This is a genomic window from Micromonospora sp. NPDC049151 (genome assembly GCF_040648395.1).
Classification (GTDB): domain Bacteria; phylum Actinomycetota; class Actinomycetes; order Mycobacteriales; family Micromonosporaceae; genus Micromonospora.
The window spans coordinates 82993-102945 of sequence record NZ_JBEZDP010000020.1 but is presented as its reverse complement, the minus strand read 5'-3'; the positions used below and the strand labels follow the sequence as shown (position 1 = coordinate 102945).

The window sequence follows — 19953 nt, the reverse complement described above, 5'->3', positions numbered from 1 at the left end:
AGGTACGACGCGTACCCTGCAAGCATGAGCAGGAGGCGACGGGGCGAGGAGCTGGAACAGGCGATCCTGCGGGCCGCGGCGGAGGAACTACGCGAGTCCGGCTACGCGGGGATGACGATGGACGGGGTCGCCGCGCGAGCCGGGACCAACAAGAACGCCATCTACCGCCGATGGCCGCACCGGGCGGCGCTGGGCATCGCGGCGTACCGCCACCTGTCCGACGACGCCATGCCGAACCCGGACACGGGCACGCTGCGAGGCGACGCGCTGGAGATGCTCCGGCTCGCAAACGAGACGTGGTCGTCGCCGCACGGGGCCGTCCTGCGCGGCCTGCTCGCCGCCGCGGCCGAGGATCCGGAGCTGCTCACGCTCATGCGAGAACGATCCGGCGCCGACACCATGGACCGCGCGTGGATCGGGATGCTGGAACGGGCCGCCGCCCGGGGCGAGGCGCCGGCGGCGGCAGTCCGTCACCGGGTGGCGACGGTACCGATGATGCTGCTGCGCGCCGAGTACGCGATGCGCGGCGTCCCGTCCGTCCCCGACGAGGTGCTGGTCGAGATCGTGGACGAGGTGTTCCTGCCCCTGGTACGTGGTCGCGGCTGACGCCACCGTTCAGCGGTGGGCCGCCCGGCGCCGGATCCGCCAGACCCGCAGCGCCACGACGACACCGATCACGGCCAGCAGGGCCCACTCCCCGATGCCCAGTTCCCGCTCCAGATAGCGGTAGGAGGCGGCGCCCAGGTAGCCCAGCAACGCCACGGCCGTCGCCCACACCAGCCCGCCGGCCAGGTTCGCCCGGAGGAACACCGGCCACCGCATCCCACCGGTGCCGGCCACCAGGGGGACCACGGCGCGCAGCACCGCCACCCAGCGTCCGACGAGCACCGCCCACGCCCCGCGCCGGGCGACCAGGCGGCGGGCCCGCGCGATGTCGAGGCGCCGTCGCAGCACCCGTGGAGCGCGGGCGAGCACACCCGGGCCGTAGCGGCGGCCGAGGGCGTACCCGGCCTGGTCACCGAGGCAGGCCCCGGCCGTCCCGGCGGCCACCACCGCCCACAGCGGCAGCGCGCCACCGTGGGCCACCAGCCCGCCGATCAGGATCGCCGTCTCACCCGGCACGACGAGCCCGAGCAGCGTCGAGGACTCCAGCGCCGGCAGGACGAACACCAGCGTCAGGACGAGGACCGGCGGCAGCCCGACGAGCGTCTGCAGAACCTTGTCCACCACCAGCTGATTGTCGCCCCCCACGGGTTCACCGGTGGCGAACAGCCGGCGGCGCCGGGCCGGATGTCGTCGACGAGCCGGACCGAGGGCCGGGGCTGGCCACCTCGTACCGACCGGGACGGGAGGCTGCACGGGCCGGACCGGGAACCGCACCCCGGTGAGGTCCTCGGACATGACCCAGAGCCGCGGGTGGCCCTTCACCTCGTAGCGTCCGCCGGGGCCGTAGTACTGGCCGCCGAGCACGGCGGGGTCGGTGGCGGCGCGCAGGGTCGGCAGCGCGCCCATCGCCGGGGTCTGGGTGATCAGCGGGGTGAGCCAGGTGAGCGGGAGCCCGTCAGCACCAGGTCAGCGTCGAGTTGACTCGCGTGACGTTGCTGATCGTGTTGTTCGCGCCGCCGCACGGGTTCTGGGTGATGTTCGTGTTGGTGACCGTCAGGTTCTGGAAGCGGATACCGGAGGAGATCGGGAACTCGGTCCGCGACGCGATCCGCACCTCGCCGCCGCCGGTCACCGTGCCGGACACCCCGGCGATCGTGACGTTGTAGCAGTTCTCCACGAGGATCGAGTTGTTGCCGGTGTTGGAGATGGTCACCCGGTCGATGACCGCGCCGCCGGACTCCGACACGCAGAAGATCCCCCGGCCACCGCCGGACGCGATCACCGTGCCGACCCGGATGTTCGTCGGGTACGAGCTGCCGATCCGGCCGTTGCGGTTGGCCATCCGGAACGCCGCGTAGCCGGTCCCGGTGCCCGCGCCCTGCGCGTCGACGGTGCCCACAGTGGCGTTGATCGTGTCGTTGAGCAGCAGACCGGAGTAGCCGGTGTTGCGCGCGGTGACGGTGCCGATGGTCAGGCCGTCCACACCGTACGTCTCCACGCCGTGCGCGCCCGTTCCGGACACGTACACGGTGTCGATGCGCACGTTGCGCACCTTGACCGCCCGGTCGCCGCCGTGGTTGTCGATCCGGATCCCCAGGCCGCCGGACAGCCGCATGTCGATCTGTCCGAGCGTCAGGTTGTTCACGTTGCGCATGAAGATCCCGTACAGCGGCGCCCCGGTGAGGGTCAGGTTCTGCACCTCGACGTCGGTGGTCCCGCGCGAGTAGACGGGCGCGTAGTCGCCCGACCCCGAGCCGGTCACGTTTATCGTGCCGCAGACCGCGAGCGTCGTGTACGACGGCAGCGACAGCCGCGACCCCGCGCTCATCGATCCGGATCCGCGCACCACCACCCGCTGCTTCGCGGTCCGCCCGGCGGAGAGGGAGTTCACCGCGGCCTGCGCCGCCGCCAGCATGTCCGAGCCCGAGTACACGGTCGACGATCCGTTGCGGGCCGTCCAGGTGCCGCCGCTCAGCACGGCCTCGGCCTGGTAGGCACCGCTGCCACACCCGGTGGACGGCGGCGGCGTGGTCGGCGTGCCGCCGGTGCCCACCCGGACCATCTGCCACTGCTGGTTGGTGCCGTTGAGATCGGTGTACTGACTGACCCGGGCACCGTCGGCTGTCGACCTCTCCCAGACCTCCAGGGCCTTGCCGGAGTGCCTGTTGATCAGACGGACGTAGCTGCCGTCCGAGTCGAGGACCTGGAACTGCTGGTTCGTGCCGTTGAGGTCGGGCCACTGCCGGTACTCCGCGCCGTCGGCGACGTTCCACTCCCACAGGTCCACCACCTTGCCGCTGTGGCGGGCCCGCAGGCGGTAGTAGCCGCTGCCGGAGGAGACGAACTGGAACTGCTGCCACTCGCCGTCGTTGCGGGACCACTGCTGGATGGCCGCGCCGTCGCTGGTCGAGGTGTCCCGGACGTCGAGCACCTTGCCGCTGTTGCGGTTCACCAGCACGTACCAGGCGCTGGTGTCGACGGTGGCCGCCTGCGCCGGCGGCGCGGCCACCACGGCGACGCCGATCACTGCGGCCAGTGCGGCCACCAGGGCCAGCACCAGGCCGGCGGGCCGGCCGCGGTGCGGTGCCGTCACTGCGGGGTTGAGCATCGTTCGACCTCCGGGAAAGGGGTACGCCGAGGGCGGCGTCAGCGGTTCCGGGGCGCCTACTCCAGGTGGAAAGTGGCCGCCGCCCGGTCGGCGCTCGTACCCACCGTCTCGAGCTGGAGCAGTCCGTCCCGGTGGCGGACGTACCGGCCGGGATAGTTCTGCGATTCCAGCGACAGCCCGTCGGCCGAGGCAAGGCCGGTGCGGCGCTGGAAGCTCGCGTCGCCGTCGAACAGGGCCGAGCCGTCGTCGCGTTCGACGTAGAGGGCGAAGGCCCGGTGCCGCAGGTAGTAGCCGGGGAAGTTCGTCGACTCCAGCGACACCGATCCGGCGCCGGCGAGGCCGGGGACGACACGGAACTGCGAGTCGGCGAGGTTGCTGACGTTCGGCTCGACCCGGGCCCGGTAGTCGTAGTGCCGGACGTAGCTCGTGGTCAGGTCGTGCGAGCGCAGCCGGACCGGGGTGGCCCCGTCCGGTACGGGGACGCCGAAGTTCGGGGTGCCGTCGGCGTTCCAGTACAGCTTCTGGATCCGGGTCCGCCGGTTCGGGTCGTTGAGCGGGTCACCGCTGATGTCCCGGTAGTCGCGGTCGTGGTAGACCAGGATGTCGCTCTGCCCGTCCTCGGAGACGGTGAAGGAGTTGTGGCCGGGGCCGTACTGGCCGGTGGCGGCGTTGCTGGCGAACACGGGGACCGGGCTCTTGCTCCAGGCGGCGGGGTCGAGCAGGTTCGCGCGGGCCGACGCGGTGAGCATGCCGAGGCAGTAGTTCGCGTCGGTGGCGCTGGCCGAGTACGTGAGGAAGACCCGGCCGTTGCGCTGGATCACCGTCGGTCCCTCGGCGACGCGGTAGCCGCGGGTCTCCCAGTCGTACGCCGGCACGACCAGCCGGGCGACCGGACCGGTGATCTGCCACGGTTCGGGGCCCATCCGGGCCAGGTAGACGTTGGAGTTGGTGGTGATGCCCGGTTCCTGCTGGGCCCAGGTCAGGTAGCGCACCCCGTTCACCACGAAGGTCGAGGCGTCGAGGCTGAACGTGTCCCACGGCGTGGTGATCCGGCCGCGTTCGGTCCACGAGCCGGTCAGCGGGTTCGCGCTCGCGTTCTCCAGCACGTACATCCGGATCCGCCACACGTCGTCGGTCCGCCCGGCGGCGAAGTAGACGTACCATCTGCCGTTGATGAAGTGGATCTCCGGGGCCCAGATGTGGGCGCCCATCTCGCCGCTGGTGTGCCGGCGCCAGATCGTCGTCTCGGTGGCGGTGGCGAGCCCTTGGAGGGTGGTGGCCCGCCGGAGCACGATCCGGTCGTACTGCGGCACCGTCGCGGTCATGTAGTAGTAGCCGTCGGTGTGCCGGACGATGTGCGGGTCGGCCCGCTGGTTCACCAGCGGGTTGGTGTAGCTCACCGCGGGCGCGGCCGACGCGGGGCCGGGCACGGCGAGGCCGGCTGAGGTGGTGAGCAGCGCGAGCGCCGCGGCCAGGATCGGGCGGAGTAGGTGCCGAGGCGACATGCGCGCCCTCCCAGGTAGCCGGAGATCAGTACACGTAGGGCCAGGCAGCGGCGTCGTAGCCGATGCGGTTGACGCCGAGCAGTGACGCGCCGTTGTCGGCGTAGTAGTGGTAGAAGAGGACGTCGCCGTCGGTGTCGGCGAGGACCGCCTGGTGGCCGGGGCCGTGCACGCTGCCGTGCGACGCCAGGATCTGCGTGCCGCCCCCGGCCAGCATGTCCCGGCCCGCGCGGTCCACGAACGGCCCGGTGGGGCTCGCCGAACGACCGACCATGATCCGGTACGTGCTGGCGGCGCCCTGGCAGCAGCGGTCGAACGAGACGTACAGGTAGTACCAGGCACCGCGCTTGACCAGGACGGGCGCTTCGATGCCGGGGCCGTAGTTCGCGAGCGCGTAGACGGCGGTGCCGAGCCGGCGTCCGCTGGCCGGGTCGATCGGGATCATCTTGATGCCGGACCAGAACGAGCCGAAGGTGAGCCACCAGCGGCCCTGGTCGTCGACGGTGAGGTTCGGGTCGATGGCGTTGACGTCGTCAGTGGTCCGCGACTCGACGACCAGCCCTTCGTGGGTCCAGCTCCCGGCGTTCCCGGTGGTGCTGGTGGCGAGGAAGATCGCCGAGCGGTTGGAGCCGAACGTCGACGCCGAGTAGTACAGGTAGTAGCGCCCGTTGCGGTACGACAGGTCCGGCGCCCACAGGTTGCGCGCTCCCCCGGTGTACGTGGTGGTCCACGGCGCGCCACCGGGGAAGGCGGCGCCGGCGTTGCGGAAGGCGATCCGGTCGGTGGACGTCTTCAGCGTGATGCCGTCACCGGTGTGCGCGACGACGTAGGTGCCGTCGGGCCGCTTGACCACAGTGGGGTCGTGGACGCCGATGTCCCCGGTCACCCGGCCGGGCTGCGGGTAGGCCGGTGCCGGGGTGGTCGGCGCGGGCGTGGTCGGCGTGCCACCGCCCAGCCGGATCAGTTGCCACTGCTGGTTTGCGCCGTCCAGATCGGCGTAACCGGCCAGCCGCCCACCGTCCGCGGTCGACCACTCCCAGACGTCGACGACCTTGCCCCACTGCCGGTTCACGAACCGCACGAACCCGCCCGCGGAGTCCCGCAACCGGAACTGCTGCGTGGCCGACGACCGGTCGGTGCTCTGCACGAGCTGGGTGCCGTCGCCACCGTCCGGCAACTCCAGCACCTTCCCGCTGTGCCGGGACCGCACCTTGTAGAACCCGCCGCCGACGTCCACGAACTGCCACTGCTGCACCGCGAGGTCGTTGCGCGTCCACTGGTTCACCGGCGCGTTCTCCGCCGTCGACCAGTCGTACAGGTCCATCGCCTTGCCGCTGTGCCGGTTCACGACCACGTACGACGCGGACGTGTCCACTGTCGCCGCCGACGCCGGTGGCATCCCGGCCACCACCCCCGCGGCGAGGAGCAGCGCCGCCGAGGCCAGGGCCGCCGCCGTACGCGTCCTCCGAGCGGTCCCTGTCACGGAAACCTCCTGCGCGTGGTCGCCTCCGGCTCCCGAGGTCACGATCAGGCACAAGGATCATGGCGGCGGTGTTACGTCCGGGTTACCAGCCATGTTTGCGATAACATCGACGTCTGTCAAGGTAAGCGCCGGCCGGGACGGCTCGGTCGCGCTGCCTCCGGCGCGGCTTCCGTGGTTATCGGGACCCGGTCGCGCCCGGGTCGTTGCCGTCCACGATCGATACGGGCGTGCCCAGCTCCACGGTCCGCGACACGGTGCAGAGACGGTCGTGGGACTGCCGCAGCGAGCGGGGCAGCGCCTCGCGGGCCCGGTCACCGTCCGCGCCGGCCGGGAACGTCACCGCGAAGGTGACGGTGAGGTTCTCCATCCGGTTCCCGGCCTCCGGGTCACGGATCTTGTCGCCGGTCACCGTGACCGCGAACCGGGTCGGTTCGGCACGACGGCTGGTCACGTGGTCGACGTCGACGGCGGTGCAGCCACCGAGCGCCGCGAGCAGCAGCTCCACGGGCGTGAAGGTCGCGTCCTCCCCCGTACCCATGGACAGCTCGCCGCCACGGGCGTTGCGCGCGACGTATCTGCCCACGCTGGTGCGCTCGATCTCCACCGACCGGAAGGTGTCCTCACTCATGCCACGAACCTACCGACCGGGCCGACGGCCGACCCACCGGACCGTCCTCGTGACGAGCGGCGGGGACCGCGGCGGACCGCCTCACCCACCGGTCGGCACGGCCGCCGGTCGACGTCAGGCGCTGCCCGCAGCGGGAGAAGACCCACCGCACTCGGGACCGGGTCGCGCAACACGTCTCGCACAGGGCATAGTGGCCGCGGCTCCATCGACCGGTGTTGCCAATATCGGCGAAGGTGGTGGGAAGTGACGACGCGCTCACGTGTCCGATGGACCCGGGCGGCGGCAGTTGTCACGCTGACCGCCGGGACGCTCGCGCTGCCGGCGGCACCCTCGACGGCCGCGCCGGCCGCACCGGAGACGGTGAGCATCCTGAGCGTGTCGGCGGAGAACGTGAAACCCCGCGAGGCGGTACGCGTGCGGTTCCGCGTGACGAACAACGGACGCCGGGCCGAGAAGGCCGTGGTGGTGGTCGGCGGCGGCCTGCGGTGCACCGCCGGATGCCGGGCGGAGCCGAACCTCGGGCCCGGCGAGAGCCGGACCTTCGACGCGACGCTCGTCGCCCCGGATGCCCGCGCGGGCGAGACCACCGGGCTCAACATCTCGGTCGGGGTGCGGCTGGCCGGGCAGAACAGCTACGCCTACAAGCTGGTCTACGTGCACGGCCCGGGTGCGTCGCCGTCCGGTGCGGCCGAGGCGACGGCCGGAGTCAGCGGCGTCTCCGGCCGGGTCCGCGACGCCGACGGAAAGGCGATCGACGGCGCGGACCTGACCATCCGGGACAGCGCGGGCCACGAGTACCGGACGACCAGCAACCGCAGCGGCCAGTTCTCGATCACGTCCGGCGCCGGCAAGACGATCGCCGAGGGACCCATCACGGTCCGAGCAAGCATGGACGGCTACCGCTCCGCCCGCACGACCGTACGCGGCAGCGCCGGTGACGTCGCCACCGTACGGCTGACCCTTTCCGCCGTGGCAACGCCGGCCACGACGCCGCCGTCGCCCACCGCGGAGGCGAGCCCTCTCGCGGCAGGGGACGACGACGGCACCCCCGCGGCCGCGCCGCCCACGCTCAAGGCCGTCAGCGACGAGGGCGGCAGTACGTCGATGTTCCTCCTGGGCGGCCTGCTGGTCGCCGCGGGCCTGGGCGCGCTCGCACTGGTGCTGGTGCGGCGGAGGAACGCACCGAGCGCGGTGGCGGAGGCCGCTCCCCCGGCGACCTGGCAGCCGGCCGGCGGCTTGGCCGACGCTCCGACCGCGATCCTGCACGTCGTGCCCGGCCGGTCGGGCAGGCCGGAGAACCCGCCGCACGATCCGGCGCTCACGTACCGGCTCCCACCTGCCACATCCGACGGTTCCTGATCCGCGACACCCTCCCGGTGGGGCTCGGCGGGCCCGTCACGGGAAGGCGTACGGTGAATCGGGCTCCCCGCCCTGGGCGTCCCTCGGCCTCGATGGTGCCGTGGTGGCTCGTGACGACCTCCTGGAGCAGGGCCAGCCCCAGGCCGAAGCGGCGGTCCCCGGCACCCGCGCCCCTGTGGAACCGGTCGAAGATCCGCCGGGCGTCCGCCTGGTCGAAGCCCTTCCCGGTGTCGGCGATCACGAACTCGGCGGCGTCGCCGACGGCCCGGAGCGTCACGTCGATCCGGCCTCCCGCGGGAGTGTGGGCCAGCGCGTTCGCGAGCAGTTCCCCGACGACCCGGCGCAGGGCCGACTCGACACCCGGCACCGGCAGTGGGTCGCCGGGAGTGTCCAGGGTGAGGGTGACCCGGCGTTCGGCGGCGCGGTCGCTCTCGGCGGCGACGGTCGTCCCGACCAGCGAGGTGAGATCGACCTGCGGATCCGGTTCCCGGTCCGCGGGCGCGGCGGCGAGCCGGGCCGAGAGCAGCAGGTCGTCGACGATCTCGCCGAGCCGGCGGGTGGTGCCGACCAGCCGTTCCAGGTCGTCCAGGTTCGTGGCGGTGCCGTCGTCGCGCGCCCGCCGCGCCATCAGCTGGGCCCGGGTGTGCACATGCGCGATCGGGGTTCGCAGTTCGTGGCTGGCGTCCGCGACGAAGCGGCGCTGCCGGGTCAGCGCCTCCGCGAGCGGTGCGACGGCCCGGCGACCGACGAGCACACCGGTGAGCATGGCGGCGAGCAGCCCGGCTGCCGCCGCGAGGCTGAACGCGAGCAGCAGATGCCGCCGGTCGGACAGCTGGAACCGGGCGTCGAACACGGCCTGGACCACGTCGTCGCCGCGAGCCTCGGTACGCACGTGATAGGTGGTGCCGTTACGCGAAACGGTGGTGGTCTCGGTGTGCCGGGTGGCCGCCACGGTGTCCAGCGCCCCGCGTAACGGGAAGCCCGGGGGCGGCGGGTTCGTGCCGGTGCGCACCGTGACGCCGTCGTACCGGAAGATCCAGCTGCACGCGGGCGGGCCGGCGATCGCGCCGTGTTCCGTGCCCCACTCCAGCTCGCGCTGGATCTGCGCCTCCTGGCTGCGGACCAGGACCGCGTACGAGATGCCGCCGCCCAGCAGCAGCAGGGCGCCGATGGTCAGGCCGACGAGCAGGCCGATGCGCAGCCGCGTCCGGCGGACGACCGCCTGCTCGGCCGTCTCCATCAGAGCGTCCCGAGGCGGTAGCCGAACCCGTGCACGGTGCGTACCACCGGCCGGCCGAGTTTGCGGCGGAGGTAGTAGACGTAGGTGTCCACCACCGAGGCCCCCGCCGCCTCCTCGAAGACCCTACGTCGCAGCGCGGCCCGGGGATGCACGGTGCTCGGCCGGGCCGCCAGCACCCGCAGCAGTTCGAACTCGCGGGTGGACAGCGCCACCCGGGTGCCGTCGGGCAGCACCGCGTCCCGCTGCCCCAGGTCGAGCTGCCCGGCGCCGATCGGCAGCACGTCCGTCGGTTCGGACGTGCGCCGGCACAGCGCCCGGACCCGGGCGCTCAGCTCGTCGAGGTCGAAGGGCTTGACCAGGTAGTCGTCGGCGCCCGCGTCCAGCCCGGCGATCCGGTCGTCGACGGTGCCGAGCGCGGTGAGCATCAGGGTCCGGGCCGGAACCGCCCGGGCGCGCAGCCGGGTGACCAAGTCGAGGCCGTCGAGCGCCGGCAGCATCCGGTCGATGACCATCACGTCGTACGACCGGGTGAGTCCGAGGTGCAGCCCGCGCTGGCCGTCGAAGGCCCGGTCGACGAGATAGCCCTCGTGGCCGAGCGTCTCGGTGAGCATCTCGGTCAGGTCCGTGTCGTCCTCGACCAGCAGCAGCCGGTTCGATCTTCCGCCCCGCATATGTTAACGATCTCATAGATAGCGACCGATGCACGCACTGGTATTTGCCTCTTCAACTATCTGAAACCGCGAGCGCTGGTGCGCGCACCGGATCGGGCCGGCGGGCCTCGCGGCGCTCGATCCAGCTCAGCGCCGGCGTGGTCATCAGCGTGGTGACCAACGCGACAAGCACCAGCACGGTGAACAGCGACGGGTTCACGATGCCCGCCTCCAGTCCCACGTTCAGCGCGATGAGCTGCATCAGACCGCGGGCGTTCATCAGCGCGCCGACCCGCAGCGCGACACCCTGCGGTTCGCCGCGGAGCCGGGCCGCCGCCCAGCAGGCGCCGAACTTGCCGACGATCGCCGCCGTCACGCAGGCCAGCGCGAACAACAGCACCGGCGGGGAGGCGAGCAGGCCGAACTCCGTCCGCAGGCCCGAGTACGTGAAGAACAACGGCAGGAAGAGCGTCGCCGCGACCGGGGTGAGCGTGTCCACCACCCGGTCGGTGTTGGCGGTGCGGGGCATCACCACGCCGACCGCGAACGCGCCGAAGACCGCGTACAGGCCGATCTCGTCGGTGTACCAGGCGACCAGGAAGAGCAGGGCGACGGTGCCGAGCAGGCGGGCCCGGTCGTTGAGGGCACGGTGGCCCATCAGCGTGGAGGCGACCGGCCGCCCGCCGAACCAGAGCACCAGCGCGAACAGGATCGCCCCGCCCGCGGTGACGATCGCGGGACCGGCCCGGCCGGAGGCGAAGGCCAGTACGGCGGCCAGCATGATCCAGGCGACCACGTCGTCGATCGCGCCACTGGCCAGGGAGAGGGTGCCGTGCCGGGTGCCGGCGTGCCCGTGCTCGGTGATGATCCGGGCCAGCATCGGGAACGCGGTGATGGCCAGGGCGACGCCGACGAACGCGGCCGAGACGCCGAGGGACGTCCCCTCGGCCTGGATCGGCACGGCACCGGCGGCCACCGGGACCAGCAGCACCCCCAGAAGGAGCGGCGCGGTGACCCCGGCCAGGGAGATCACGCCGGCGGTGCCGGCGAGCCCGGTGACCCGGTGGGCGCTGAACGCGTACCCGGCCTGGAACATGAACAGCACCAGGCCGACCTGACCCACGACGTAGAGGACCGGGAGCAGGGGGGCCGGGAACAGGGCGTCCTGCACGTCCGGCAGGAGGAGCCCCAGCAGCGACGGCCCGAGGAGTACGCCGGCGAGCATCTCGCTGACCACTGCCGGCTGACCCGCCTTGCCGAGCAGCCAGGCGACTCCTTTGCAGAAGATCAGGATCACCGTGACCGCGATGAAGAACCGTGGCGCGAGCTCAGTTGGTGTCATCGGACAGCCCTCTCGAAATAGTCGGTGCACAACCGCTGCCGGCGGGCGTCGACCACCATCCAGGTGCCGAACACCAGTTGCCGGACACTGCGGCCCACGTCGGCCCACCGGTCCCGCGACCGCATCGCGGCCAGCCGCAGCCGCCCCGGGCCGGTGCGCCCGGCCGGCGTCAGGTAGGCCGGACCCCGGCTGGGCATCGACCGGGTGTGCGAGGCCGAGGAGGTGAGCACGTACCGGCGCAGCACCTCGCGGATCGCGGCGCGCATCATCACCGGCGCGACCCCGCGCGCCGGGCAGGCCCGGTTCGCGGTGACCCCGTACGGGATGAAGTGCGCGTCGGCACGTTTGAGCGTGAGCCACCGGTCCGGGTCGAACCGGTCGTCGCCGGCCGACCCGCCCCGGTGGAACGCCAGGTAGTTGAAGAGCAGCACCGTTCCGGCGGGCAGGGACACCCCGTCGGGCAGCGTGATCGGCGCGGACGTGATCCGGTGCGCGACGCCGAAGAGCGGGTGCACCCGCAGCGTCTCGTCGATCACCCGGTCCAGCGCCTCGTCGTCGTCGAGTCCCCGCTGGACGCCGGGATGCGTGGCGAGAGCCAGCAGCACGTGCGCCGTCGCCTCGGACATCTGCACCACTGCGGTGTTGAAGAAGGCGCCCTGGAGGTACCAGGCCGTCTCCTGCGTGGTGAACGGCGGCGGCAGCGTCACCGGGCAGGTCCCCGCCTCGATCCGGTCGCGCAGATACCGGGTCAGCCGGTCGCGCCGCCGCATGTGCCGCAGGCCGGTGCACTTGAGCCCGTTGACCACGTCCTCGGCGTTGGTGACGATCAACGCCCGCGCGTCCGGCGGGCACGCCTCGCCGAAGACGAGTTCGTAGTAGACCTCGGCCCAGACCGGCATCATCAGGTCGCGCAGCCGGACGTGGCTGGTCCGGCCGGCCGGCAGCCGGTCGAGCGCACGCCGGGTGGCGGCGGTCGCGAGGTCGTCGCAGCGCTGACGGCGTACGGCGAGCACGCGCCGGGTGGTGGCGGCCACCGTCCGGTAGCGGTCGCCCGGCTCCAGATGCTCCTGGTGCATGTGCGGCCCGGGCGCCAGCCAGTACCAGAACAGGTCGGACAGTCCGGCACCCCGGCTGCGGCCGTCCGCCGCCGGATCGGCGTACACGCGCTCGAAGTGCTCCATGCCGACTGTCGGACCCGGCACCGGGACGCCCTCGGCGCCGTTGACGGTGACGAACACCCACTCGCGCAGACGGACCACCGTCCGGGGCAGCCAGTACGGCACGGTCCACGCGATCCCCGCCAGGACCATCAGGACGATCAGGGCGCTCATCCGGCTGCCACCGTGGCGACCAGGTCAACGCGCAGGTCCGCCGGCCCGGTCGCGCCGGCCAGCGCCAGCGCCCGGTCGAGGTCGGCGTGCAGCAGGTCGAGCACGTGACGTACCCCGGCGGCGCCGCCGGCCGCGAGCCCCCAGACCACCGGACGGCCGACGAGCACCGCGCTCGCGCCCAGCGCCAGCGCCACCAGCACGTCGGACCCCCGGCGGACCCCGCCGTCGAGCAGCACCGGCAGCCGCCCCGCGACGGCCTCGACGACGGCGGGCAACGCGTCGAGGGTGGCGAGTGCGCCGTCGAGCTGCCGGCCGCCGTGGTTGGAGACGAGCAGACCGTCGACGCCGTACGAGACGGCCAGCGCCGCGTCCGCCGGATGCAGCACCCCCTTGAGCAGGATCGGCATCGTGGTGACCTCGCGCAGCCAGGCGATCCGCGCCCAGTCCAGCCCGGCGTCCATGCCGATGTCGCGCACCCGGCCGGTCGCGTCGCGCATGTTCTCGCAGACCAGCCCGGCCGGCAGGTCGACGAAGCCGTGCCGCAGGTCGCGTTCCCGCCGGCCGAACACGGGCGAGTCGACCGTGACGACCAGAGCGGTGCAGCCGGCCTTCTCCGCCCGCCGTACCACTGACGCGGTGAAGTCGAGGTCCGTCTGCGGATAGAGCTGGAACCAGAGCGGCCCCCCGGCCGCGGCGATCTCCTCGACCGGCCGGGTGGCCGCCATGCTGACCACCATGACCGTGCCCGCCTCGGCGGCGGCGCGTGCCGTGGCCACCTCGCCCTCGGGGTGGGCCAGCCGGTGGAACGCGGTCGGCGCGATCAGCACCGGCATCGAGATCCGGCTGCCGAGCAGCGAGATCCGCAGGTCGCGCCGGCTCGCGCCGCGCAGGACGCGGGGCACCACGTAGCGCCGGGCGAACGCCGCCTCGTTGGCGCGGACCGTACGCTCCTCGCCGGCCCCACCGGAGAAGAAGTCCCAGTGCACCGGGTCCAGGCGGGCCCGGGCGTCGGCGGCCAGGTCGGCCAGGTTCAGCGCCGGACCGTCCAGCGCGGAACCGGGCGGCGCCGCGCCCTCGAACGGACGCATCTCAACGCTCGGCACTGCTCAGGCAGCGGCCGAGGAACGCGACGAGCGGCGCGACGTGCGTCTGCGGCCGGTCCCACCGGTTCTCCAGGTTCTCCGCCAGGTGATGGGTGGCGACGACCCGGCCCGCGTGGTGGTGACGGACCACCGGGTGCAGGTACGCGGCGTCGTGAGCCTGGCCGGGCACGTCCTGGGCGATCCGGTTGACCGTGACGTCGAACGGGTCCACCCGGTCGTGCTCGGGGCCGTACTCGAGGGTGACGACGAAGGCGTGCGCGTAGTCGTGGTCGGCGGTGCGCAGGCCGGTGCCGGTGAAGTACTCGACCGGCACCTCGTCGTGGTAGCGCGCCTCGGACCCGGCCACCGTGACCACGTCACCGAGGAAGCCGAACTGCTGCCACAGGGCGGAGGTGCGGTTGACCCGCGCGATGACGGCGTCGGCGATCGACTCCGGGGTGGCGTCGAGCTTCTCCGCCGGCCACGGCGTGTCCCCGTACCGTCGCTCCAGGATCCGGTGCAGCGCCCGCACGCCGTACCGGAAGCCGTGGATGAAGCCGCTCGTCGAGCGCTTGAAGTCCCGTTCCTGGGTGATGGTGCCGGCGAAGAACAGGCCGGGGACGTTCACCGACTCCCACTCCGGGGTCTGCGCCGGGAAGCGGTCCCTGATCGCGAGCGCCGGCCGGCACGTGTCGTCGAAGATGGACGCGTCGAAGGCGAACCCGGTGCAGACGAGAACGCGGTCGTACCACAGCTCCTTGACCACCTCGTTCGCCCGGGAGAACGAGAACGTCACGGTGAAGCCGGTGCCGTCGCGTTCGATGCGCTTGACCTCGCCGTCGAGGATCGCGTTCGCCGACTTCAGCTGGTACGTGTCCAGGAAGTTGTTGTTCACCGCGCGCAGGTGCCCGACGTAGTGGGTGCGCCAGGCCATCCGCACCGAACTCGGCCCGGCGACGTGGATCAGCGTGGTGGTCTCCATCAGGTTGTCCGCCGTCTCGAACGCGGAGTTCCCCTTGCCGATGATCAGCACCTTCTGGTCGAGGTAGTCGCGCGGGTCGACGGACATGTCCGCGTACTGCTCGGCCAGTTCCAGTCCCGGGATCGCCGGCAGGTACGGCCGGGAGACGCCGGTGGCGACGATCAGCCGTCGCGCCCGGAAGACCTCCTCCCCCGCCCGGACCTCGAACAGCCCGTCGACCCTGCCGACCGACGTCACCCGGGTGCCGTACCGCACGCGCGCCCCGGTCTTCGCGGCGAAGTCCGCCAGGTAGCGGACCATCACGTCGGCGTCCGGGAAGTACCGTTCGGTGTAGCCGGTGAACCGCAGCGCCGGGTCGTCGCTGAGCAGCGAGTTCCAGTCCAGCCGCAGGTTCAGCTCCGGGTCGTCCGAGCCGGTGTGCGGCTTGTTTATGGAGATCAGTTGCCGGTGGCGGGGATGGGTGGCGAAGAACGCACCCGGGATGTCCGCCTGTTCCAGGACCAGATAGTCACGCTTGCCGTCGGCCTCCAGCAGCGCGGCGAGTTGCAGGCCGGCCGGACCGGCTCCGACGATCAGGTAGTCGAGCGTCATGTGCGTCCACCCTCAGGAAAGAGAAACGGAGAGATCAGCGATCACGTCGGCCGCGCGCCGCACGTCACCGTCGAGCGGCCGGTCCGGGTCGACCGGGGGTACGGCCGCGGCCAGCGCGGCCAGCGCCTCGGCACAGCCGGGCGCGGTCGGCGTACGCGCACCGACGTAGGCGGCCTGGCGCAGCCCCAGCGCGAGCGACCCGACGACGAGGCGCAGCAGCCGGGCCTGGTCCAGCACCCGCAGCGCGGCCTGGGTGCCGAGCGGGATGACGTCCTGGTTGTGCAGGTTCGTCGGCACGCTCTGGATGCTCGCCGGCATGGTGTCCCGGCGGATCTCGGTGATCAGCGCGGTCGCCGCCAGTTGCACCCCCTGGAGCCCGTGCTGCTGTCCCGGCCCGGCGGCCAGCATCGGCGGCAGGCCGCCGTTGCGGTTCGGGTCGACGAGCAGGTCGAGTTGCCGTTCGGCGAGGTTGCCGACCTGCGCCACGACCATCGACAGCACGTCGGCGGCGAACGCGGCCGGCTGCCCGAAGAAGTTCCCGCCGTGCACGACGAGGTCGTCGCCGGGAAAGAACAACGGGTTGTCGGTGACGCTCGCGAGGTCGGCGGCGACGACGGCGTCGACGTAACGCAGGGCGTCCTCGGCGGCGCCGAGCAGTTGCGGCGTGCACCGGATGCTGTACGGCTCCTGGAGCGGGCGTGTGCCGGACGCGACGAGCCCGGCGCTGACCCGGCGCATCCGCGCGCCCACGTCGATGGCGCCCGGATGGCCGTACGCGCGTAGCAGCCGGGCGTCGATGAACTGCGTGCCGCTGCCGAGCAGGTCGGCGAGCAGGCAGGTGAGCACCTGGACCGCCAGGTGCGCGGCGCGGACCGCGTCCAGCGCCAGCGCCGTCGCCGCGGTGGTCAGCGAGGTGCCGTTCACCAGGGCGAGAGCGTCCCGGCCGTCCAGCGGCAGCGGTTCCAGGCCGGCCCGCTCCAGCGCCTCGGCGGCCGGTAGCCGTACCCCGTCCAGGTAGGCGTGGCCACGGCCGCGCAGCGCCTGTGCGGCCGCGCCCAGCGGGATCAGGTCGCCGCTGGCACCGACCGAACCCAGCCGGGGCATCGCGGGGACGAACGTGGTCGCGAGCATCGCCGCGAGGGCGTCGATCACGTGCGGGGAGACCCCCGACGCGCCCCGGGCCAGCGACGCGGCCCGCAGCAGCACCGTCGCGCGGACCACCTCCGGATCGAGGTCCGGGCCCTGGCCCGCGCCGAGGTGGGCGAGCGTGTTGTCGGCCTGGTCGCGCAGGTCGGCGCGGCCCGCGTACCCGACGAGCGCGCCGAAGCCGGTGGTGGCGCCGTACACCGCGCGGTCGTCGCCGAGCACCGTCGCCAGGAAGGTACGGGCGGCGGTGACCCGATCGCGGACCCGCGGACCGACCACGATCTTGATCGGGTCGCGGGCGGCGCGCAGGTCGGCGATCCGCAGTGGAACCCCGAGGTCGACCTCTGTCGTCATGCGACCGGACCCTAGAGACGGATTCTCAGAGCGCTCTGAGATCGGGTCGATACGTTGCGTCGCATGACGCTCGACTATCTGATCATCGGAGCCGGACCGGCCGGGTTGCAGCTCGCTCACCTGCTCGAGCGCGACGGCCGCGACTATCTGGTCGTGGAGGCCGGCCCGGCGCCGGGCACGTTCTTCACCACCTATCCCCGGCACCGGCAACTCATCTCGATCAACAAGGTCTGGACCGGCTCCGACGATCCGGAGTTCAACCTGCGCGCGGACTGGAACTCACTGCTCACCGACGATCCGGCGCTGCTGTTCAAGAACTACAGCCGGCGCTACTTCCCCGACGCCGAGGACCTGGTGCGCTACCTGGCCGACGTCGCCCGCGGGCTGCGGGTCAGATACGACACCCGGGTCACCGGCGTCGCGCGCGACGGCGACCTGTTCACCGTGCGCGCCGGCGACGAGACGGTCACCGCCCGCCGGGTGGTGGTCGCCACCGGCGTGTCCCAGCTGTACGTCCCGCCGATAGAGGGCGCCGAGCTGGCCGAACGGTACGACACGGTCAGCGTCGACCCGGACGACTTCACCGACCAGCGCGTGCTCATCATCGGCAAGGGCAACTCGGCCTTCGAGACCGCCGACGCGCTCGTCGAGACGGCGGCGGTCATCCATGTCGCCGGCCCGCACTCGATCAAGCTGGCATGGCAGTCGCACTACGTCGGGCACCTGCGCGCGGTGAACAACAACTTCCTCGACACGTACCAGCTCAAGTCGCAGAACGCGGTACTCGACGGCACCGTCGAGCGGATCGTCCGGCGCGAGGACGGCGGCTACCGGATCGACTTCCGGTACGCCCGCACCGTCGAGGCGATCCGGCCGATCGACTACGACCGGATCATCCTCTGCACCGGATTCCGGTTCGACGCGAGCATCTTCGACCCGTCCGCCCGGCCACGGCTCGTCATCAACGACCGCTTTCCCGAGCAGACCTCCGCGTACGAGTCGGTGAACGTACCAGGCCTGTACTTCGCCGGCACGCTCACCCAGCAGCGCGACTTCAAACGCTCGACGAACGGGTTCATCCACGGCTTCCGGTACGGCGTACGGGCCCTGCACCGGATCCTCGGCGCCCGCCACCACGGCACGCCGTGGCCCGGCACGCCGCTGGAGGTCACCCCGGAGGCGATCGCCGACGCGATCATCGCCCGGATCAACCGCACCTCGGCGCTGTGGCAGCAGTTCGCCGTCCTCGGCGACGTCGTCGTGGTCTCCGGCGACACCGCGCGCTACCACGAGGAGGTGCCTGTCGCGTACCTGAACGACGGCGGCCTGGGACCGGAACCGTTCGCGTTCGTGGTCACGCTCGAGTACGGGCCGGACCACGACCAGGTCGACCCGTTCGACATCACGGTGCCCCGGATCGCCGAGAACGACGCCGCGCACGCCCACGACGCCAGCTACCTGCACCCCGTCGTCCGGGTCCACAGCGGCGGCCGGGTCGTCGCGGCGCACCACCTCGCGGAGAACCTGGAGAACCACTGGAATCTGCCGGACGTGCACCACCAGCCACTCGTGCTCTTCCTCAAGGGCGTGCTCTCCGATGCCGGCTGAGGTCTGGCCACAGCCCGTACTGGATCTGCTCGCCACCGGCGACGACCGTCCGGTCTTCGAGGAGGGCGCGAGGACCGTCACCACCGCCCAGATGTACCGGCTGGTCCGCCGCGTCGCCGCCGGGCTCCGCGCCGCCGGGGCCGGCCCCGGCGTCGGGGTGGCCCTGCGGCTCGGCGTCACAGCGGAGGCGTTCGCGACGATCATCGCGGCGTTCGCGGTCGGCGCCCGGGTCTCCGGGATCCGCCCCGACCTGAGCCCGGCCCACCGCGCCTGGCAGCTCGGTGAGAACACGCTGCTGCTCGACGACGCCCGGGTCGCCGAACTGGCGCGCAGCCCCGACGACGGGAAGCGGCTGATCGCCGCCGGGCGCCCGGACGACGTCGCCCGGATCATCTGGACCAGCGGCAGCACCGGCAGCCCGAAGGGCTGCGCGCAGACGTACGCGGCGATGAGCGCGGCCTGGGCCCCGTACCCCGATCGCTGGCCCCCGGCGATCGCCGACCTCGCCACCCGGCTCCAGCGGTACCTCGTCTTCGGTTCGCTGAGCAGCCAGGTGATGCTGGAGTACGGCATCCTCACCCTGGCGGCGGGCGGCACAGTGGTCGCGGCCCGCCCTCCTGGTTTCCCCGGCATGATCGCCCGGCACCGGGCGACGGCGAGCGTGATCACCGTGGGCAAGCTGAACCAGCTCGTGCGCGACCAGCGCGCCGACCCGGCCGACCTGAGCAGCCTGCGGGCCCTGCTGGTCTCCGGCTCCCCGCTCGCGCCGGGCCGACTCGCCGAGGCCCTCGACGTGCTCGGGCCCGTCGTCTTCCACGGCTACGGCCAGACCGAGACCGGCATGATCACCATGGTGACGCCGGCCGAGATGCTGGCACACCCGGCCGCCCTCGCCTCGGTGGGCCGGCCTCCCCCGGTGACCGGGCTGTCCATCCGGGACGCCGACGGCCGCCCCGCCACCGAGGGGGAACTGTTCGTCCGGACCCCGGCGCAGGCCGCCGCCTACTGGAACGATCCGGCCGAGACCGCCGAGGTCTTCGTCGACGGCTGGGTCCGCACCCGCGACCTGGCCCGGCTGGACGCCGACGGCTACCTGCACCTGCTCGGCCGGATCCGGGACGTCATCATCGTGCAGGCCAACCTGGTGTACGCCGGTCCGGTCGAACGGGTGCTCGCCGCCGACCCCGCTGTCGCCGAGGCGTACGTGGTCGGCCGTCCCGACGACGTCACCGGGGAGGCGGTGCACGCGTACGTGGTGCCCGCCGCCGATCACGTGCCCGATGCCGGACGGCTGCGTGCGCTGGTGGCGGAGGCGCTGGGGCAAGCGTCGGTCCCCCGGACCATCCAGTCGATCGACCGGGTGCCGGTGGGGCCGAGTGGCAAGCCGGACAAGCGCGCCCTGGAACGTGCGGCGATCAGGTGAACCAGCCATGGCCTAGCA

General features: G+C 72.4%; 16 protein-coding genes. 4 read left to right on the top strand and 12 right to left on the bottom strand.

The window, feature by feature from the left end:
- Nucleotides 1-24 precede the first annotated feature (24 nt).
- Nucleotides 25-606, top strand: coding sequence for a TetR/AcrR family transcriptional regulator (locus AB0B20_RS22005; RefSeq protein WP_357384796.1), 582 nt, complete (start codon nt 25-27; stop codon nt 604-606).
- A gap of 9 nt (nt 607-615) precedes the next feature.
- Here AB0B20_RS22005 and AB0B20_RS22000 read toward each other — a convergent pair whose 3' ends face one another.
- The 5 genes from AB0B20_RS22000 to AB0B20_RS21980 form a co-directional block, all read right to left on the bottom strand.
- Nucleotides 616-1512 carry a VTT domain-containing protein gene (locus AB0B20_RS22000; RefSeq protein WP_357472977.1) on the bottom strand — a complete coding sequence of 299 codons (897 nt, stop codon included), beginning with the start codon at nt 1510-1512 and terminating at the stop codon, nt 616-618.
- A gap of 49 nt (nt 1513-1561) precedes the next feature.
- A complete protein-coding gene (locus AB0B20_RS21995; RefSeq protein WP_357472974.1) occupies nt 1562-3214 on the bottom strand; it encodes an RICIN domain-containing protein in 1653 nt (550 codons plus the stop codon).
- 56 nt (nt 3215-3270) lie between these two features.
- A complete protein-coding gene (locus AB0B20_RS21990; protein WP_357472971.1) occupies nt 3271-4719 on the bottom strand; it encodes a family 43 glycosylhydrolase in 1449 nt (482 codons plus the stop codon).
- A 25-nt stretch (nt 4720-4744) separates the two neighbouring features.
- The gene (locus tag AB0B20_RS21985; protein WP_357384787.1) at nt 4745-6199 is read right to left on the bottom strand and encodes a family 43 glycosylhydrolase; all 1455 of its coding nucleotides are present in this window, start codon (nt 6197-6199) and stop codon (nt 4745-4747) included.
- 175 nt (nt 6200-6374) lie between these two features.
- Nucleotides 6375-6827: an OsmC family protein gene (locus AB0B20_RS21980; RefSeq protein ID WP_357384786.1), complete on the bottom strand. Its 453-nt coding sequence runs from the start codon at nt 6825-6827 to the stop codon at nt 6375-6377.
- A gap of 243 nt (nt 6828-7070) precedes the next feature.
- On the opposite strand from AB0B20_RS21980, the gene AB0B20_RS21975 reads away from it, so the two are divergent.
- Nucleotides 7071-8186, top strand: coding sequence for a carboxypeptidase-like regulatory domain-containing protein (locus AB0B20_RS21975; protein ID WP_357384784.1), 1116 nt, complete (start codon nt 7071-7073; stop codon nt 8184-8186).
- Here the strand turns inward: AB0B20_RS21975 and AB0B20_RS21970 are convergent.
- The 7 genes from AB0B20_RS21970 to AB0B20_RS21940 are packed head-to-tail and all read right to left on the bottom strand — an operon-like array spanning nt 8146 to nt 16904.
- A complete protein-coding gene (locus AB0B20_RS21970) occupies nt 8146-9426 on the bottom strand; it encodes a HAMP domain-containing sensor histidine kinase (protein WP_357472968.1) in 1281 nt (426 codons plus the stop codon). The two genes, AB0B20_RS21975 and AB0B20_RS21970, sit on opposite strands and share 41 nt — an antisense overlap.
- On the bottom strand, nt 9426-10097 hold the full coding sequence (locus AB0B20_RS21965) for a response regulator transcription factor (protein ID WP_357384780.1): 672 nt from the start codon (nt 10095-10097) through the stop codon (nt 9426-9428). The genes AB0B20_RS21970 and AB0B20_RS21965 overlap by 1 nt, the downstream gene beginning before the upstream one ends.
- A 52-nt stretch (nt 10098-10149) precedes the next feature.
- The gene (locus AB0B20_RS21960) at nt 10150-11418 is read right to left on the bottom strand and encodes a cation:proton antiporter (RefSeq protein ID WP_357384778.1); all 1269 of its coding nucleotides are present in this window, start codon (nt 11416-11418) and stop codon (nt 10150-10152) included.
- Nucleotides 11415-12749: a cytochrome P450 gene (locus AB0B20_RS21955; RefSeq protein WP_357384776.1), complete on the bottom strand. Its 1335-nt coding sequence runs from the start codon at nt 12747-12749 to the stop codon at nt 11415-11417. Before AB0B20_RS21955 ends, AB0B20_RS21960 begins: the two co-directional genes overlap by 4 nt.
- Nucleotides 12746-13837: an alpha-hydroxy acid oxidase gene (locus AB0B20_RS21950; RefSeq protein ID WP_357384774.1), complete on the bottom strand. Its 1092-nt coding sequence runs from the start codon at nt 13835-13837 to the stop codon at nt 12746-12748. Before AB0B20_RS21950 ends, AB0B20_RS21955 begins: the two co-directional genes overlap by 4 nt.
- A gap of 1 nt (nt 13838) precedes the next feature.
- Entirely contained in the window at nt 13839-15404 is a 1566-nt protein-coding gene (locus AB0B20_RS21945; protein WP_357472965.1) for an NAD(P)-binding domain-containing protein, read from the bottom strand.
- A 12-nt stretch (nt 15405-15416) separates the two neighbouring features.
- Nucleotides 15417-16904, bottom strand: coding sequence for an aromatic amino acid ammonia-lyase (locus AB0B20_RS21940; RefSeq protein ID WP_357384770.1), 1488 nt, complete (start codon nt 16902-16904; stop codon nt 15417-15419).
- A 63-nt stretch (nt 16905-16967) separates the two neighbouring features.
- Here AB0B20_RS21940 and AB0B20_RS21935 point away from each other — a divergent pair, with 63 nt between their 5' ends.
- Together AB0B20_RS21935 and AB0B20_RS21930 are read left to right on the top strand one after the other, a co-directional pair.
- Nucleotides 16968-18512 (top strand): NAD(P)-binding domain-containing protein, encoded by a 1545-nt coding sequence (locus AB0B20_RS21935; protein ID WP_357384768.1) that lies wholly within the window; start codon nt 16968-16970, stop codon nt 18510-18512.
- Nucleotides 18502-19935 carry a fatty acid--CoA ligase family protein gene (locus AB0B20_RS21930; protein WP_357472961.1) on the top strand — a complete coding sequence of 478 codons (1434 nt, stop codon included), beginning with the start codon at nt 18502-18504 and terminating at the stop codon, nt 19933-19935. The genes AB0B20_RS21935 and AB0B20_RS21930 overlap by 11 nt, the downstream gene beginning before the upstream one ends.
- The last annotated feature ends 18 nt before the right edge of the window (nt 19936-19953 follow it).

Coding starts and splice junctions, on each gene's coding strand:
- AB0B20_RS22005 (WP_357384796.1), top strand. CDS start 25: ATGAGCAGGAGGCGACGGGGCGAGGAGCTGGAACAGGCGATCCTGCGG.
- AB0B20_RS22000 (WP_357472977.1), bottom strand. CDS start 1,512: ATGGGCGCGCTGCCGACCCTGCGCGCCGCCACCGACCCCGCCGTGCTC.
- AB0B20_RS21995 (WP_357472974.1), bottom strand. CDS start 3,214: ATGCTCAACCCCGCAGTGACGGCACCGCACCGCGGCCGGCCCGCCGGC.
- AB0B20_RS21990 (WP_357472971.1), bottom strand. CDS start 4,719: ATGTCGCCTCGGCACCTACTCCGCCCGATCCTGGCCGCGGCGCTCGCG.
- AB0B20_RS21980 (WP_357384786.1), bottom strand. CDS start 6,827: ATGAGTGAGGACACCTTCCGGTCGGTGGAGATCGAGCGCACCAGCGTG.
- AB0B20_RS21970 (WP_357472968.1), bottom strand. CDS start 9,426: ATGGAGACGGCCGAGCAGGCGGTCGTCCGCCGGACGCGGCTGCGCATC.
- AB0B20_RS21965 (WP_357384780.1), bottom strand. CDS start 10,097: ATGCGGGGCGGAAGATCGAACCGGCTGCTGCTGGTCGAGGACGACACG.
- AB0B20_RS21960 (WP_357384778.1), bottom strand. CDS start 11,418: ATGACACCAACTGAGCTCGCGCCACGGTTCTTCATCGCGGTCACGGTG.
- AB0B20_RS21955 (WP_357384776.1), bottom strand. CDS start 12,749: ATGAGCGCCCTGATCGTCCTGATGGTCCTGGCGGGGATCGCGTGGACC.
- AB0B20_RS21950 (WP_357384774.1), bottom strand. CDS start 13,837: ATGCGTCCGTTCGAGGGCGCGGCGCCGCCCGGTTCCGCGCTGGACGGT.
- AB0B20_RS21945 (WP_357472965.1), bottom strand. CDS start 15,404: ATGACGCTCGACTACCTGATCGTCGGAGCCGGTCCGGCCGGCCTGCAA.
- AB0B20_RS21940 (WP_357384770.1), bottom strand. CDS start 16,904: ATGACGACAGAGGTCGACCTCGGGGTTCCACTGCGGATCGCCGACCTG.
- AB0B20_RS21935 (WP_357384768.1), top strand. CDS start 16,968: ATGACGCTCGACTATCTGATCATCGGAGCCGGACCGGCCGGGTTGCAG.
- AB0B20_RS21930 (WP_357472961.1), top strand. CDS start 18,502: ATGCCGGCTGAGGTCTGGCCACAGCCCGTACTGGATCTGCTCGCCACC.